This window comes from Paracoccus everestensis, assembly GCF_021491915.1.
Lineage (GTDB): Bacteria > Pseudomonadota > Alphaproteobacteria > Rhodobacterales > Rhodobacteraceae > Paracoccus > Paracoccus everestensis.
Map to the genome: position 1 here is coordinate 186,429 of NZ_CP090836.1, position 15,418 is coordinate 201,846.

Below are 15,418 nucleotides of genomic sequence, written 5' to 3' on the forward strand. Positions count from 1 at the left end.
CTTGTGGCACCAAAGCCGCTAGACTGGCCGGCAAAGGAGGCCTCCATGTTCCGCACCGCTTTCATCCTGACCCTGGCCCTTGCCGGGCCTGCCGCCGCCACGCAGGAATATATCCTGCCCACGCTGTTCGACGTGGCGGGGGTGGCATCCGACGACGTCCTGAATATCCGGGCCGAGCCGACCGCCACGTCCGCGATCATCGGCACCCTGGCCCCCGACGCCCAGCGGATCGAGGTGGTCGAGGAACGCCGGGGCTGGGCGCGCATCAACACGGCCGACGGGACGGGCTGGGTTTCGGCGCGATACCTGTCCTATCGCGTCGATGTCTGGGAGCCGGGCGAACTGCCGCCCGCTTTCCGCTGCCTGGGAACCGAGCCGTTCTGGGACGCCAAGGTGGAAGGCGGCGATCTGGTCCTGCGCAGTCCTGATGATCAGGGGGGCGACCGCCGTCCCGTGCAGGGGGTGCTGGACACCGGCGTCTTCCGCGATCCGGCGCGGGTGGTCGTGGCGCAGGACATGACGCTGTTCTCGCATCCGCAGATCTGTTCGGACGGGATGTCCGACCGGCTGTTCGGGTTGGCGGCAACGCTGGTGCTGCATGGCGACCAGCCAAGGCTGCTGTCGGGGTGCTGCACGATCCAGCCCTAGTGCCGGGGTTCGCGCCGCCACCCTGCCGGTCAGTTCAACCCCAGCACGTCCTGCATGTCGTATTCGCCCGGCCCCTTGTCCTGGCCCCAGATCGCCGCGCGGATGGCGCCGCGCGCGAAGATCGCCCGGTCGGTCGCCAGGTGGCGCAGCACGATCCGTTCGCCCTCGCCTGCGAAGACCACGTCATGTTCGCCCACCACATCGCCGCCGCGAATGGCGGCAAAGCCGATGGAACCCGGCACCCGCGCCCCGGTGATCCCCTCGCGCGCCGGGGTGCGCAGTTCGGCAAGCGTCGCCCCGCGCCCCTCGGCGGCGGCCTCGCCCAGCATCAGGGCGGTGCCCGACGGCGCATCGACCTTCATGCGGTGATGGGCCTCGACCACCTCGATGTCCCAATCCTCGCCCAGGACGGCGGCGACCTTGCGGGTCAGGCCGGTCAGCAGGTTCACCCCCAGGCTCATGTTGCCCGCACGGATGATCGGCGCGTGGCGGGCGGCGGCCTTGAGGCAGTCCAGATGCGATTGTTCAAGGCCCGTGGTGCCGATGACATGGACCGCACGCGCCTGCGCGGTCAGTTCGGCGAATGCCACGGTCGCGGCGGGTGCGGTAAAGTCGATCACCGCTTGGGCCTGCGCGATCACCGCGACCGCATCGTCGCTGACCGTCACGCCGAGCGGTGCCGCTCCCATCGCCTCGCCCACGTCGCGCCCGATCCAGGGATGGCCGGGCCGTTCCAGGGCGCCGGCCAGCCGCACATGGGGGTTTTCCCCCAGCAGCCGGATCAGCATCTGCCCCATCCGACCCGATGCGCCGGTGACGATGATCCCCGGCAGGGCGGGCGCGTCCGTGTTCTGCAAGTCGCTCATGAGGGCCTCCGGCTGTCTTTCCCGCGTCATATCCCGTTGCGGCGCGGCCCGCGACCCCCTACATCGGGACGCATGGCACAGAACCGTTATTCCCATGGCTCCGGCCCCTCGCAGCGCCAGCTTCGCGTGGGCGAGCTGATCCGCCGCACCTTGTCCGACGTGCTGGCGCGCGCCGACGTGCATGACCCGGACCTCAACCGCCATTCGATCACCGTGGGCGAGGTTCGGATGTCCACCGACCTGAAGGTCGCGACCGCCTTTGTCCTGCCCTTGGGCGGGCAGGGGGCCGAGGACGCCCTGGCCGCACTGCGTCGCAATACGTCCGAATTGCGGCATCTGGTCGCCAAGGCGATGACGCTGAAATACGCGCCCCAACTGAAGTTCCACCTGGACGAGACCTTTGACCGGATGGACGACACCCGCCGCCTGTTCGCCGACGAACGCGTCCGCCGCGACGTGGAAGCCGTGGACAAGGATGACGATGAGGATTGACCTGCGCCCCCTGGGCGTGGCGTTCGGGATGCTGCTTGCCTGGGCGATCCCGGCGGCGGCGGATGGCTGCGGGCGCATGACCCATGACGGCCAGGGCTATGTCGTCTGCGAGGTGTCGGCCGACCGGGAACCTGCGCTGCGGCTGTGGCAGGACGATGCCAGCGGCCAGCCGCTGCGCAACTTCGCCAATGTCCGCGCGACCCTGGGCCAGGGCGAAAGCCTGGCCTTCGCGATGAACGCGGGAATGTATCACGCCGATTATCGCCCCGTGGGCCTGTTGGTCATCGACGGGGTGGAACTGCAACCCATCGTCACGGGCGCCAGCCGCGACAATTTCGGGATGCTGCCCAATGGCGTCTTCTGTACTGGCGGCGCGCGTCCCTTCCAGGTGATCGAAAGCCGCGCCTTTGCCGATGCGCGCCCCGACTGCCGCCTTGCCACGCAATCCGGGCCGATGCTGGTCATCGACGGCGACCTGCATCCGCGCTTTCTGGTCGATTCGGACAGCCGCCATGTCAGGAACGGCGTCGGCGTCTCGCCCGATGGCCAGACGGCATGGTTTGCGATTTCCAACCGGGCGGTGACCTTCCACGAATTCGGGCGGCTGTTCCGCGACGGGCTGGGCGTGCGCGACGCGCTGTATTTCGACGGATCCATCAGCCGGCTTTACGCACCGGGGGTCAGCCGGGCGGATTTCGGGCGTTCGCTGGGACCGATCATCGGGCTGGTGGACAGCGCCGGTTGACCTTGCGCCAGTGGCTGGCTATGCCGCCGCCTTCCGTTTGCAAGGGGATCCCATGGCACGCAAGAAGGGCCGCGACATCAATGGCTGGCTGATCGTGGACAAGCCCGCGGGCGTCGGCTCGACGGCGGTGGTGGCCAAGGTCCGCTGGGCGCTGGATGCGAAAAAGGCAGGCCATGCCGGCACGCTGGACCCTGACGCGACCGGCGTGCTGGCCGTGGCCCTTGGCGAGGCGACCAAGACCGTCGCGGCCGTGACGGACGCGCTGAAATGCTATGACTTCACGGTCAACTGGGGGGTCGAGACCGCGACCGACGATGCCTCGGGCGAGGTTGTCCGCAGGTCCGATTCCCGCCCCGACCGCGCCTCGATCGAGGCCGCGCTGCCCGCCTTTACCGGCAATATCATGCAGGTTCCCCCGGCCTTTTCCGCCGTCAAGGTCGATGGCGAGCGCGCCTATGACTTGGCGCGCGAGGGCGAGGATCTGGATCTGGCCGCGCGTCCCCTGTGGGTTCAAAGCCTGACCTTGCTGGATTGCGATACCGACACCGCGCGGCTGGAGATGATCTGCGGCAAGGGCGGTTATGTGCGATCCATCGCGCGCGACCTGGGCCGGGCGCTGGGCTGCCTGGGCCATGTGGCGCATCTGCGCCGCACCTGGTCGGGGCCGTTCGAGGCCAGCGAGGGCGTTGCCTTCGACAAGATCGACCGAAGCGCGCAGGACTGGCTGGACAGCCAGCTTCTGCCTCTGGAAATTGCGCTGGGCGACCTGCCCATGCTGCGCGCCACGCCCGAAGGGGCGGTCCGCATCCGCAACGGCAATCCGGGCCAGGTGACAGGATCGGCGGAATGGGGCGATCTGGTCTGGGTCGCGGATGCCAAGGGGCCGGTCTGCATTGGGCGATATCAAGGCGGGCTGGTGCAGCCCGAACGGGTCTTCAACCTTTAGCCCAGATAGGCGCGCAGCCCCGGCGGCGGGTTGTCCAGCAGCAGCCCGGTTGGCACCGGTGGATGAGCCATGCCGCCATCGACCAGGATCGTCTGCGGCGCGAAGCTGCGGGCATCGCCGGGATCATGCGTGACCATCAGGACCGTAGCCTCGGTTTCATCGGCGATCCGCGCCAGCAGGGCCAGCATTTCCCCCTTCAATGCCGGTCCAAGCGCCGCGAAGGGTTCGTCCAGCAGCAGCACGGGACGCGCGCGCAGCAGCACGCGGGCCAGGGCCACGCGCCCTTGCTGGCCGCCCGACAGGTTGGCGGGGCGGCGCGTCTCCATCCCCTCCAACCCGACCTCGGCCAGCACCTGCGCCACGCGGGCACGCTGCGGATCGGACAGGCGCAGATCCGGGCGCAGGCCAAGGCCCACGTTCTGCGCGACCGTGAGATGCGGGAACAGGTTCTGGTCCTGGAACAGCGTCGATACCGGGCGCCGACCGGGCGAAAGGGTGGTGATGTCCTGCCCCGCCACGCGGATCCTTCCCCGGTCCGGGGCCAGGAATCCCCCCACCAGCGACAGCAGCGTGGATTTGCCCGACCCGGACGGACCGATCACCGCGATCCGCGCGCCCTTGGGGATCGACAGATCGGCTGACAGGGTGAAGCTGCCGCGTGAAACATGGATGCCGTCGAATTCAAGCAAGGTGACCCCCACGGTCGAAGATCCAGAATAGGCCAAAACTGATCGCCATCAGCAGCACCGCGCAGGCCGAGGCGTCCGCCATGCGATAGGAGTTCATCAACTGATACATCTGCAAGGGCAGCGTCGGCCGGTCGCCCGCGAACAATGTGATCACACCCAGATCCCCCATGGCCAGTGCCGCCGCCAGACCCCCCGTAAAGCCCAGCGACCGGGCCAGGCGCGGCAGGGTCAGGTAACGCAGCCGCGCAAGCCCTCCCATCTCCAGCGAATCGGCCAGCCGCCCGTAATCCCTCTGCAAAGTCCGCGCGGCGGGGATCAGCGCCCGCAACCCGAAGGGCAGGGCCATGATCGCGTTGACCCCTACGGTCAGCGGCAAGGCCAGCGATTGGGGATCAACCCATGGGCGCAGCAGGATGAACAGCCCCGTTCCCAGCACCAGGGGCGAGGCGATCAGCGGCAGCATCCCCGCCGTTTCCACCCACTGCATCCGCCCGCGCGCCAGCGACAAGGCCAGCACCAGCGTCAGGATCAAGGCCAAGGTGGCCGAAATCAGCGCCATGACCATGGATCGCAGCGCAGCCTCCCAAACCTCGGGCGGCAGGGCGGGGATCTGCGGCAAACCGCGCGCCGTCACCGCGCCCATGGGCCAGATCAGGAATCCTGCTGCGACGGTGATCACAAGGGCGTCGCTGATCCGGCGCCAGCCGCCGGGCGCTGCGGGCATATGCGCGGCATCAAGCCCCGCCCCGAAGGCTGCGGGAATCGCAATCCACCATGCCAGCATCATCGCGCAGACGCAGATGCCGATCTGGACCAGCCCTAGGCTTGCCGCCCGGCCCAGGTCGAAGTCGAAGCGGAAGGCCTGATAGATCGCCAGCTCCACCGTGGTCGCGCGCGGCCCGCCGCCCAGGGCCAGCGCCACGGTGAAGCTGGTCAGGCAGACCAGGAACACCGCCAGCCAGACCCCCGGCAGCACCGCCCGCAGCATCGGCCGTTCCAGATGCCGCGCCACGTCGCGGGGGCCGAAGCCCAGGGATGCGGCCAGCCGGAAGCGTTCGGCGGGGATTGCCTGCCAGCCTTGCAGGATCAGCCGCACGGACAAGGGCAGGTTGAAGAACACGTGCGCCAGGATCACGCCCTGCCAGCCATAGATGCTGACCTCGGGCAATCCGGCAAGCCGCAAGGCATCGTTGATCGCGCCGTTACGGCCAAAGACCGCGATCAGCCCCATGATCGCCACGATCACCGGCAGGATGAAGGGCGCGCCCAACAGCGTGACCAGGGCCGACCGTCCGGGAAAGCGCCGCCGGGCCAGGGCGCGGGCCACGGGAATTGCCAGCGCAGACGACAGGGTGGCGGACAAGGCCGCCTGCCACAGCGTGAACCAGACCGCGCGCCAGTCCCAGGGGCCAAGCCCGGACAGCCCCTGCGCCTGCCACATGACTGCGGCAAGCGTTCCCCCGATCAGCAGGGCCAGTCCGGTTGCGGCGACCGCCCCCCCGGCCTCGGCCCGCGTCAGCCGGAAAATGCCCGCAGCCATTCGTCAAGCGCAGGCTGACGCAGTGCCTCGGCCTCGTCCTCGGAATAGAACAGGGTCTTTTCGGGGCGCGGCAGGTCGCGCATGACCTGCGGCCAGTCATCCTGGGGCAGCTTGGCGGGCAGCGACCAGTTGGCCAGCGGAATGATCGTCTGGAACTCGGGCGTCAGGATCCAGTCCATGAAGGCTTGCGCCAGTTCCGGCTGGTCGGTGGTGCGAAGCTGGGCCGCGACCTCGGTCATGAAGTAGTGGCCTTCGGGGAAGATGGCGGCCCTCTTGGTCGTGTCGTCCTCCTCGGCGATGTGATAGGCGGGCGAGGTGGTATAGGACAGGACCATGTCGGCCTCGCCCTCGGTGAACATCCCATAGGATTCCGACCAGCCCTTGGTCACGGTCAGCACCTTGGGCGCCAGCTTGGCCCAGGCGTCCGGCGCCTGGTCGCCATAAACCGATTTCACCCACAAAAGCAGCGCCAGCCCTGACACGGACGACCGCGGATCCTGGATCACAATCTTCATGTCGTCGGGCGCCTCCAGCAATTCGGCGAAACTGGCGGGCGGGTTCTGCAACCGGGTTTCGTCATAGACAAAGGCCGTCTCGCCCCAGTTGTAGGGCAGGAAGATGTCGTCGGTCCATTCGATGGGCAGCGACAGATCGCCCGTGTCCTGCCCATGCGGCGCGAAAAGGCCGGATGCACGGGCGCGGGCGGTCACGTCGGTGTTCAGGCCGAAGACGATGTCGGCCTCAGTCCGCTCGCCCTCCATCAGCACGCGGGACAACTCGTCCCCGGTGACGAAGCGCAGGTCGCAGTTGCAGAAGGCCTCGAACCCTTCCTCGATCTTCGGGCCGGGGCCCCATTCGCTGGTGATGGATTCGCCCGCATAGACGGTCAGGACGGGCTTGTCCTGCGCAATGGCCGGGGTCGCCGCCAGCAGAACAAGCATCAGGGGCAGTTTCATCGCTGTCTCCTTTCCAAAAGGGTTCCGAAAGAAAGGACAGCGTCACCTTCCCTCCGCCGGTGTTAGCCGGATCAGGTTCAACGGGTCCGCTTGCGCGTCTCAGCCACATGGCCCCCCGAGGTAGGCCTGAATGTAGGGATTTCGCGCGCCCGCGCAAGCGGCTAGAACAGCGGCCATGACGAAGGACATGACCGATCAGCCCACCCCGATGATGGCGCAGTACCTGGCGATCCGGGACGCCAATCCCGGCGCGCTGCTGTTCTATCGCATGGGCGATTTCTACGAGATGTTCTTCGACGACGCGGTGGCCGCCGCAAGCGCCCTGGATATCGCGCTGACGAGACGCGGCACCCATGCGGGGGAACCCATCCCGATGTGCGGCGTGCCGGTCCATGCGGCCGAGGGCTATCTGCTGACGCTGATCCGCAAGGGCTTTCGCGTGGCGATTGCCGAGCAGATGGAGGATCCGGCCGAGGCCAGGAAGCGGGGGTCGAAATCGGTCGTGGCCCGCGACGTGGTGCGGCTGGTGACGCCCGGCACCCTGACCGAGGAATCGCTGCTGGAGGCGCGGCGGCACAACTATCTGGCCGCCTTCGCCCAGGTGCGGGATGATTGCGCGCTGGCCTGGGTGGATATCTCCACCGGCGCCTTCCAAGTGATGGACTGCCCGCTGCCGCGCCTGGCGCCCGAACTCGCGCGTCTGGCGCCGCGCGAATTGCTGGCCTGCGACGGATCGGGCCTGGACGATCTGGCGGCTGATGCCGGTGCGGCGCTGACCGACCTGCACGCGTCCGCCTTTGACAGTGCGGCGGGGCAGCGGCGGTTGTGTGCGCTGTATGGAGTAGAGACGCTGGACGGGTTCGGGTCGTTCACCCGCGCCGAACTGGCGGCCATGGGGGCCATCGTCGATTACCTGGACCTGACGCAGAAGGGAAAGCTGCCCCTGCTGCGCCCGCCGGTGCGCGAACGGGTCGGCGGGGCGATGCAAATCGACGCGGCGACCCGGCGCAACCTGGAACTGACGCAGGCGCTGTCTGGCGGGCGCGAGGGATCGCTGCTGTCGGCCATAGACCGGACGGTGACGGCTGCGGGCGCGCGGCTGCTGGAACGGCGCATCGGCGCGCCATCGCGCGATCTGGCGCTGATCCATGCGCGGCATGACGCGGTGGCGATGCTGGTCGATGATCCCCGCCTGACCGGCGATCTGCGAACGGCGCTGGCCCGCGTGCCTGACATGGACCGGGCGCTGTCGCGGCTGGCGCTGGACCGGGGCGGGCCGCGCGATCTGGGGGCGATCCGGGCGGGCTTGGCGCAGGGCGCGGCCATCGCGGCGCGGCTGCCCGCCGATGCGGCGCCGGTGCTGGCGGATGCCGCGCGCGACCTGACCGGGCACGACGACCTGATCGGTCTGCTGGACGATGCGCTTGTGGCCGAACCCCCGCTGCTGGCGCGCGACGGCGGTTTCGTGGCAAGCGGTTACGATGACGACCTGGATCAGACCCGCCGGTTGCGCGACGAGGGGCGGGGCGTGATCGCCGGGATGCAGGCCGATTATGCGGCGCTGGCCGGGGTGCAGAGCCTCAAGATCAAGCACAACAACGTCCTGGGCTATTTCATCGAGACGACGACGACCCATGCCGAACGCATGATGGCTCCGCCCCTGAACGCGACCTTCATCCATCGCCAGACCACCGCCAACCAGATCCGCTTCACCACCGTCGATCTGTCGGAACTGGAAACGCGGATCCTCAACGCCCGCGACCGCGCGTTGGAGATCGAGCGCGGCATCTTCGACCGGTTGCGCGCGGCGGTGCTGGACCGCGCGGCCCCCATCGGCCAGGCGGCCCGCGCTTTGGCCGAGATCGACCTGGCCGCCGCCTTTGCCGACATCGCCACGGGCGAAGGCTGGACGCGGCCCCTAGTCGATGACAGCCGCGCCTTTGTCATCGAAGGAGGGCGCCACCCGGTCGTGGAACGCGCCTTGAAGCGCAAGGCGGAAAGCTTTGTCGCCAATGACTGCGCGCTGACCGAAGGCGACACCCCCGCGATCTGGCTGCTGACCGGGCCGAACATGGCGGGCAAGTCCACCTTTCTGCGCCAGAACGCGCTGATCTCCGTGCTGGCCCAGGCTGGTGCCTTCGTGCCCGCCCGCCGCGCCCATATCGGCTTGGTCAGCCAGCTTTTCAGCCGCGTGGGCGCCGCCGACGACCTGGCGCGGGGACGCTCCACCTTCATGGTCGAAATGGTCGAAACCGCCGCGATCCTGAACCAGGCCGATGACCGGGCGCTGGTGATTCTGGACGAGATCGGGCGCGGTACCGCGACCTGGGACGGGCTGTCCATCGCCTGGGCGGTGATGGAGCATCTGCACGAAACGAACCGCTGCCGCGCGCTCTTCGCCACCCATTACCACGAGATGACGGCGCTTTCCGCCAAGCTGGACGGCGTGGAAAACGCCACCGTCGCGGTGCGCGAATGGGAAGGCGAGGTGATCTTCCTGCATGAGGTTCGCAAGGGCGCCGCCGACCGCAGCTATGGCGTGCAGGTGGCGCGGCTGGCGGGGCTGCCCGCATCCGTGGTCGAACGCGCCCGCGCCGTGCTGGACGCGCTGGAGTCGGGTGAACGCGAGGGCGCGGCCCGCCCCGCCGCCCTGATCGACGACCTGCCCCTGTTCCGCGCCGTGCCGCCCGCGCCTGTTGCGCCAAGGGCCAAGGAAAGCCCGCTTGAGGCGCGGATGAAGGACATCCATCCCGACGCCCTGTCCCCGCGCGAGGCGCTGGACCTGATCTATGAACTGAAGGCCCTGAGCAAGGAAACCGCATGAGCTTCAACACCTTTGGCCGCGTGTTCCGGTTCACCACCTGGGGCGAAAGCCACGGCCCCGCCCTTGGCGCCACCGTCGATGGCGTCCCGCCGGGCGTGGCCCTGGACGAGGCATATATCCAGCAATTCCTGGACCGCCGCCGTCCCGGCACCTCCAAGCACACCACGCAGCGGCGCGAAGCCGACCAGGTCCGCATCCTGTCGGGCGTCTTCGAGGGCCGCACCACCGGCACGCCGATCCAGCTGATGATCGAGAACACCGACCAGCGGTCCAAGGACTACGGAGAGATCGCGCAGGCCTTCCGCCCCGGCCATGCCGACATCACCTATCACCTGAAATACGGCCATCGCGACTATCGCGGGGGGGGCCGGTCAAGCGCCCGCGAAACGGCGGCAAGGGTCGCGGCGGGGGGCGTCGCGCAGGCGGTGCTGCGCGAGTTGCTGCCCGATCTGCGGATCACCGGATACATGGTGCAGATGGGAACGCTGCATCTGGACCGCGCGAAATTCGACGCCAATGCCATTGCCGAGAACCCGTTCTTCCTGCCGGACGCGACGGCCGTGGACCAGTGGTCCGACTATCTGGACGCCATCCGCAAGGACCAGAACAGCGTCGGCGCCGCCATCGAGGTTCTGGTCGAGGGCTGCCCGCCCGGCCTTGGCGCGCCGGTCTATGCGAAGCTGGACACCGACCTTGCCGCCGCGATGATGTCGATCAATGCCGTCAAGGGCGTCGAGATCGGCGAGGGGATGGGTGCCGCAGCCCTGACCGGCACCGACAATGCCGACGAGATCCGCATGGGCAATGACGGGCCGATCTATCTGTCGAACCACGCGGGCGGCATTCTGGGCGGTATCAGCACCGGCCAGCCGATCGTGCTGCGCTTTTCGGTCAAGCCGACCAGTTCGATCACCACGCCGCGCCGCACCATCGACCGCCACGGCAAGGAAATCGACCTGATCACCAAAGGCCGCCACGATCCCTGCGTGGGGATTCGCGCGGTTCCCGTGGCCGAGGCGATGGCGGCCTGCGTGATCCTGGACCACCTGCTGATGGACAGGGCGCAGACAGGCGGCCAGCGAGGCCGGATCGGCGAATTGCCGCAAAACTGACGCGAAACTTTCAAAGATCCGGCGTCTGTCATAAAAGGGTCATGCTTCTTTCGCACAAGCGTCACCACGGGCGCTTAGGTCACGCACAGGCCCAGCCTTGGGCGTGAAGAAAACAGGAGAGATCCATGTCCACCGTGAAATTCACCGTCTCGGCCCTTGCCGTGATCGCCGCCTCGGCCACAACTGCGGCCGCCCGCGACCAGATCCAGATCTCGGGGTCGTCCACCGTGCTCCCCTATTCCACCATCGTGGCCGAAGTCTTCGGCGAGAACATGGACTTTCCCGTTCCGGTCGTCGAATCCGGGGGCACCGGCAGCGGGCTGCAGAAATTCTGCGAGGGCGTGGGCGCCAACACCATCGACATCGCCAATGCCAGCCGCCCCATTCGTGACGCCGAACGCGAAACCTGCACCGCCAATGGCGTGACCGACATCATGGAAGTCCGCATCGGCTATGACGGGATCGTCTTCGCCAATTCCGCCAATGGCCCGGATTTCGCCTATACTCCTGCCGACTGGTTCAACGCCCTGTCCGCCAAGGTGGTCCGTGACGGCCAGGTCGTGGACAATACGGCCGCCAACTGGAACGAGGTGAACCCGGATCTGCCCGCGCAGGAAATCCTGGCCTTCGTCCCCGGCACCAAGCACGGCACCCGCGAGGTCTTCGAGGAAAAGGTGATCCTGGCCGGCTGCGAGGAATCGGGCGCCATGGAGGCCTTTGTCGCATCCGGCATGGACGAGGACGCGGCCGAGGAAGCCTGCACCACGCTGCGCACCGATGGCCGCGCGGTCGATATCGACGGCGATTACACGGAAACGCTGGCGCGCATCGAATCCTCGCCCAACGGCATCGGCGTCTTCGGCCTGTCCTTTTATGAAAACAACACCGACAAGCTGAAGGTCGGCACCATCAGTGGTGTCACCCCGTCCACCGAGACCATTGCCTCGGGCGAATATCCGGTGTCGCGCCCGCTGTTCTTCTATGCGAAGGCCGCGCATATAGGCGAAATTCAGGGCCTCAAGGAATTCCTGGAATTCTTCGTGTCCGATGAGATCGCCGGTCCCGACGGCCCGCTGGCCGAATACGGGCTGGTGTCGGATCCCAAACTGGCAGCGACCCAGCAAGCCGTCGCCAATGGGACGGTGATGCAATAAGGCCAGGCGGGCGGCCCGGAAAAACCGCGCCGCCCGCCGCTTTCTGGTAAAGGATTGCCCCGAATGCCGCTGTCATGGGCGTTGTTTGCAAGTTTCCTGCTGGCCGCCGCCGGTTACATCGTCGGCCGCAGCCGCGCCTTTGCGACTGCGGGACCGGATGTGCGCAAGCTGCACAGCCGCCCCATCTATCACGGCACCAGCGTCGCGCTGGCCGCGTTGCTGCCCGCCCTGGCGGTGCTGGGCCTTGCGTCCGTCCTGCGCCTGACGGGTGTGGTGACGCCCGAATCCGGACTGGTTGCGGGGGCCATCGCTCTGATCGCCGCCGTGCTGGGACTGGGCGTGGGCGTGATGCGGATCGGCCAGGAATACCAGGCCCGCAACGTGGTCGAGCGGATGGTCCTGGGCCTTCTGATGCTGTGTTCGCTGATCGCCATCGTGACCACCGCCGGGATCGTGCTGTCCCTGGTCTTCGAGACCGGGCATTTCTTCCAGCTTTACGACTGGAAGGCCTTTTTCTTCGGCACTGAATGGACGCCGCGCTTCCAGGGCAATTCCCGTCTGGGGATCGTGCCGTTGCTGTGGGGCACGATGTATGTGTCGGCCATCGCGCTTCTGGTGGCGGTCCCCATCGGGCTGTTTGCCGCCGTCTATATGTCGGAATACGCGTCGCGCCGGGTGCGCGGCTTCGTGAAACCGGCCATCGAGGTTCTGGCCGGGATTCCCACCATCGTCTATGGCCTGTTCGCGCTGATCACCGTCGGCCCCCTGCTGCGCGATTACTTTGCGCAGCCGCTGGGCTTGGGCAATTCCGGCACCTCGGTCCTGACGGCCGGGCTGGTGATGGGGATCATGCTGATCCCCTTTGTCAGCTCGCTGTCCGACGACATCATCAACGCCGTGCCGCAATCCCTGCGCGACGGGGCGCTTGGGCTGGGATCGACGCCTTCGGAAACCGTGCGCCAGGTGGTGCTGCCCGCGGCCCTTCCGGGCATCGTGGGCGCGGTCCTGCTGGCCGCCAGCCGCGCCATCGGCGAGACGATGATCGTGGTCCTGGGCGCGGGCGCCGCAGCCCAGATGAGCCTGAACCCGCTGGAGGCGATGACCACCATCACCGTCAAGATCGTCAGCCAACTGACCGGCGACAGCGACTTCAATTCGCCGGAAACGCTGGTGGCCTTCGCCCTGGGGCTGACGCTGTTCGTCATCACCCTGGCCCTGAACGTCGTCGCGCTGATCATCGTGCGCAAATACCGCGAGCAATACGAATGACCGATATGCCGCTGTCCCAGCCCGTCGCCGTGCCCGACCGCAAGTCTGCCTCGTTGCTGCAACAGGATGCGCGCACCAAGGCCCGCAATGCCGCCGAGAAGCGCTTTCGCCTGTATGGCGTCGCTGCCATCGCGATTTCCATGATCGCGCTTGTGGTGCTGCTGGCCACGATCCTGACCGGCGGCGCGGGCGCGTTCCGCCAAACCTATCTGAACATCCCCGTGACGCTTGACGCCGCCGTCCTGGACCCCAAGGGCAACCGCGATCCGGCGGAAATGGCCAAGGTTCTGACGCTGTCCTATGGCAAGGTTCTGGACGCCGCGGTCGAGGCCACGGTCGCGCGCCACGGCATCCAGATCGAGGGACTGTCTGACAAGGACATCGACGGCCTGATTTCCAAGGAAGCCTCGGCCCAGGTGCGCAACCGCGTTCTGGCCGAACCCGACCTGATCGGCCAGACCGTCGAATTCGACGTGCTGACGGGGGGCCGCATCGACGGTTTCTTCAAGGGCCGCGTGACCATGGAAAGCGCGGCACGCGACAGCAACACCTCGCCCCAGCAGTTGCAACTGGCGCAGGAACTGGCCGACCGGGGCGAGATCGTGACCCGCTTCAACTGGAACTTCCTGAGGCTTGCCGACGCATCCGACCAACGCCCCGAGGCGGCTGGCGTAGGCGCGGCAATCGTGGGGTCGTTCTACATGATGCTGGTGGTGCTGGTCCTGGCCGTGCCCATCGGCATAGCGGCCAGCATCTATCTGGAAGAATTCGCCCCCAAGAACCGCATCACCGACATCATCGAGGTCAATATCTCGAACCTGGCGGCGGTCCCGTCGATCGTCTTCGGGATCCTGGGGCTGGCGGCCTTCATCAACTTTGCGGGCCTGCCGCAATCGGCGCCCATCGTGGGCGGGCTGGTGCTGACGCTGATGACGTTGCCGCGCATCATCATCCCGACGCGCGCCGCGCTGAAGGCTGTGCCGCCCTCGATCCGCGATGCGGCACTGGGGGTGGGTGCGTCCAAGATGCAGTCGGTGTTCCACCATGTCCTGCCCCTGGCCACGCCCGGCATCCTGACCGGTATGATCCTGGGCTTGGCCCAGGCCCTGGGGGAAACCGCGCCGCTGCTGCTGATCGGCATGGTGGCATTCATCCGCGACATCCCCGGCGGTCTTCCCCAGGGGTTGTTCGACCCGGCATCCGCGCTGCCGGTGCAGGTCTATAACTGGACGCAGCGGTCGGACCCGGCCTTCATCGAACGGGCATCCGGGGCGATCATCGTGCTGCTGGTCTTTTTGCTGTGCATGAACGTGCTGGCCATCTGGTTGCGCCGCAAGTTCGAACGCCGTTGGTAAACGGCCCCGAGGAGCCAATATGTACGATACGAGCCACCGCTTGGAGAATGCCGTGACCCCCAAGGACATCAAGATCCAGGCCCGCCAGGTGCAGGTCTTTTATGGCGACAAGCAGGCGCTGAAGGATGTCGATGTGGACATCCTGGACAAGACCGTGACCGCCTTCATCGGCCCGTCAGGCTGCGGCAAGTCCACCTTCCTGCGCTGCATCAACCGCATGAACGACACCATCCCCATCGCCCGGGTCGAGGGCGAGATCCTGCTGGACGGCGAGGATGTGTATGACCGCCGCGTCGATCCGGTGCAGTTGCGCGCCAAGGTCGGCATGGTCTTCCAGAAGCCGAACCCCTTCCCCAAGTCGATCTATGACAACGTGGCCTATGGTCCCCGCATCCACGGGCTTGCCCGCAACCGGGCGGAACTGGACGATGTCGTGGAAAAGGCCCTGCGCGGCGCCGCCTTGTGGAACGAGGTCAAGGACCGCCTGTCCGAACCCGGCACCGGCCTATCGGGCGGCCAGCAGCAGCGGCTGTGCATCGCCCGGGCGGTCGCCACATCGCCCGAGGTTCTGCTGATGGACGAACCCTGCAGCGCGCTGGATCCCATCGCCACCGCCCAGGTCGAGGAACTGATCGAGGAATTGCGCACCCGATTCTCGGTCGTGATCGTGACCCATTCCATGCAGCAGGCCGCGCGCGTCAGCCAGAAGACGGCCTTTTTCCACCTGGGCAACCTGGTCGAATATGGCGACACCGACGACATCTTCACCAAGCCGCAGGACAGCCGGACCGAGGCCTATATCTCGGGCCGGATCGGCTGAGG

14 protein-coding genes and 1 riboswitch are annotated in these 15,418 nt (G+C 67.2%); of the genes, 10 read left to right on the top strand and 4 right to left on the bottom strand.

Annotated elements, in window-relative coordinates; all coding sequences use genetic code 11:
• The first annotated feature begins 45 nt into the window (after positions 1-45).
• A complete protein-coding gene (locus LZ585_RS00905; RefSeq protein WP_234854557.1) occupies positions 46-648 on the top strand; it encodes a COG3650 family protein in 603 nt (200 codons plus the stop codon).
• 29 nt (positions 649-677) lie between these two features.
• Here LZ585_RS00905 and dapB read toward each other — a convergent pair whose 3' ends face one another.
• A complete protein-coding gene (gene dapB / locus LZ585_RS00910) occupies positions 678-1,514 on the bottom strand; it encodes a 4-hydroxy-tetrahydrodipicolinate reductase (protein ID WP_234854559.1) in 837 nt (278 codons plus the stop codon).
• 72 nt (positions 1,515-1,586) lie between these two features.
• On the opposite strand from dapB, the gene rbfA reads away from it, so the two are divergent.
• The 3 genes from rbfA to truB are packed head-to-tail and all read left to right on the top strand — an operon-like array spanning position 1,587 to position 3,697.
• Complete coding sequence (rbfA, locus tag LZ585_RS00915) at positions 1,587-2,006, top strand: 30S ribosome-binding factor RbfA (RefSeq protein WP_234854560.1); 420 nt, start codon at positions 1,587-1,589, stop codon at positions 2,004-2,006.
• The gene (locus LZ585_RS00920; protein ID WP_390625085.1) at positions 1,996-2,751 is read left to right on the top strand and encodes a phosphodiester glycosidase family protein; all 756 of its coding nucleotides are present in this window, start codon (positions 1,996-1,998) and stop codon (positions 2,749-2,751) included. The genes rbfA and LZ585_RS00920 overlap by 11 nt, the downstream gene beginning before the upstream one ends.
• 52 nt (positions 2,752-2,803) lie before the next feature.
• On the top strand, positions 2,804-3,697 hold the full coding sequence (gene truB, locus LZ585_RS00925; protein ID WP_234854562.1) for a tRNA pseudouridine(55) synthase TruB: 894 nt from the start codon (positions 2,804-2,806) through the stop codon (positions 3,695-3,697).
• On the opposite strand, the gene LZ585_RS00930 is transcribed toward truB, so the two are convergent.
• From LZ585_RS00930 to LZ585_RS00940, 3 genes are read right to left on the bottom strand one after another with little or no spacing between them, the layout of a single operon-like run.
• Positions 3,694-4,386: a thiamine ABC transporter ATP-binding protein gene (locus tag LZ585_RS00930; protein WP_234854563.1), complete on the bottom strand. Its 693-nt coding sequence runs from the start codon at positions 4,384-4,386 to the stop codon at positions 3,694-3,696. The genes truB and LZ585_RS00930 overlap by 4 nt on opposite strands.
• Positions 4,379-5,926, bottom strand: a complete 1,548-nt coding sequence (locus LZ585_RS00935; protein WP_234854565.1) for a thiamine/thiamine pyrophosphate ABC transporter permease ThiP — start codon at positions 5,924-5,926, stop codon at positions 4,379-4,381. The genes LZ585_RS00930 and LZ585_RS00935 overlap by 8 nt, the downstream gene beginning before the upstream one ends.
• Entirely contained in the window at positions 5,902-6,882 is a 981-nt protein-coding gene (locus LZ585_RS00940) for a thiamine ABC transporter substrate-binding protein (RefSeq protein WP_234854566.1), read from the bottom strand. Before LZ585_RS00940 ends, LZ585_RS00935 begins: the two co-directional genes overlap by 25 nt.
• A 31-nt stretch (positions 6,883-6,913) precedes the next feature.
• Positions 6,914-7,010: riboswitch (TPP riboswitch) on the bottom strand.
• Positions 7,011-7,069: 59 nt separating this feature from the next.
• Here LZ585_RS00940 and mutS point away from each other — a divergent pair.
• The 6 genes from mutS (at position 7,070) to pstB (ending at position 15,416) form a co-directional block, all read left to right on the top strand.
• Positions 7,070-9,706: a DNA mismatch repair protein MutS gene (gene mutS / locus LZ585_RS00945; protein ID WP_234854568.1), complete on the top strand. Its 2,637-nt coding sequence runs from the start codon at positions 7,070-7,072 to the stop codon at positions 9,704-9,706.
• The gene (gene aroC, locus LZ585_RS00950; protein ID WP_234854570.1) at positions 9,703-10,818 is read left to right on the top strand and encodes a chorismate synthase; all 1,116 of its coding nucleotides are present in this window, start codon (positions 9,703-9,705) and stop codon (positions 10,816-10,818) included. Before mutS ends, aroC begins: the two co-directional genes overlap by 4 nt.
• Positions 10,819-10,943: 125 nt before the next feature.
• Positions 10,944-11,972, top strand: a complete 1,029-nt coding sequence (locus tag LZ585_RS00955; RefSeq protein WP_234854572.1) for a substrate-binding domain-containing protein — start codon at positions 10,944-10,946, stop codon at positions 11,970-11,972.
• 63 nt (positions 11,973-12,035) lie between these two features.
• The gene (pstC, locus tag LZ585_RS00960) at positions 12,036-13,241 is read left to right on the top strand and encodes a phosphate ABC transporter permease subunit PstC (protein ID WP_234854574.1); all 1,206 of its coding nucleotides are present in this window, start codon (positions 12,036-12,038) and stop codon (positions 13,239-13,241) included.
• Positions 13,238-14,596, top strand: coding sequence for a phosphate ABC transporter permease PstA (pstA, locus tag LZ585_RS00965; RefSeq protein ID WP_234854576.1), 1,359 nt, complete (start codon positions 13,238-13,240; stop codon positions 14,594-14,596). The genes pstC and pstA overlap by 4 nt, the downstream gene beginning before the upstream one ends.
• 19 nt (positions 14,597-14,615) lie before the next feature.
• Positions 14,616-15,416, top strand: coding sequence for a phosphate ABC transporter ATP-binding protein PstB (gene pstB, locus LZ585_RS00970; RefSeq protein ID WP_234854577.1), 801 nt, complete (start codon positions 14,616-14,618; stop codon positions 15,414-15,416).
• The last annotated feature ends 2 nt before the right edge of the window (positions 15,417-15,418 follow it).

Coding starts and splice junctions, on each gene's coding strand:
- LZ585_RS00905 (WP_234854557.1), top strand. CDS start 46: ATGTTCCGCACCGCTTTCATCCTGACCCTGGCCCTTGCCGGGCCTGCC.
- dapB (WP_234854559.1), bottom strand. CDS start 1,514: ATGAGCGACTTGCAGAACACGGACGCGCCCGCCCTGCCGGGGATCATC.
- rbfA (WP_234854560.1), top strand. CDS start 1,587: ATGGCACAGAACCGTTATTCCCATGGCTCCGGCCCCTCGCAGCGCCAG.
- LZ585_RS00920 (WP_390625085.1), top strand. CDS start 1,996: ATGAGGATTGACCTGCGCCCCCTGGGCGTGGCGTTCGGGATGCTGCTT.
- truB (WP_234854562.1), top strand. CDS start 2,804: ATGGCACGCAAGAAGGGCCGCGACATCAATGGCTGGCTGATCGTGGAC.
- LZ585_RS00935 (WP_234854565.1), bottom strand. CDS start 5,926: ATGGCTGCGGGCATTTTCCGGCTGACGCGGGCCGAGGCCGGGGGGGCG.
- LZ585_RS00940 (WP_234854566.1), bottom strand. CDS start 6,882: ATGAAACTGCCCCTGATGCTTGTTCTGCTGGCGGCGACCCCGGCCATT.
- mutS (WP_234854568.1), top strand. CDS start 7,070: ATGACCGATCAGCCCACCCCGATGATGGCGCAGTACCTGGCGATCCGG.
- aroC (WP_234854570.1), top strand. CDS start 9,703: ATGAGCTTCAACACCTTTGGCCGCGTGTTCCGGTTCACCACCTGGGGC.
- LZ585_RS00955 (WP_234854572.1), top strand. CDS start 10,944: ATGTCCACCGTGAAATTCACCGTCTCGGCCCTTGCCGTGATCGCCGCC.
- pstC (WP_234854574.1), top strand. CDS start 12,036: ATGCCGCTGTCATGGGCGTTGTTTGCAAGTTTCCTGCTGGCCGCCGCC.
- pstA (WP_234854576.1), top strand. CDS start 13,238: ATGACCGATATGCCGCTGTCCCAGCCCGTCGCCGTGCCCGACCGCAAG.
- pstB (WP_234854577.1), top strand. CDS start 14,616: ATGTACGATACGAGCCACCGCTTGGAGAATGCCGTGACCCCCAAGGAC.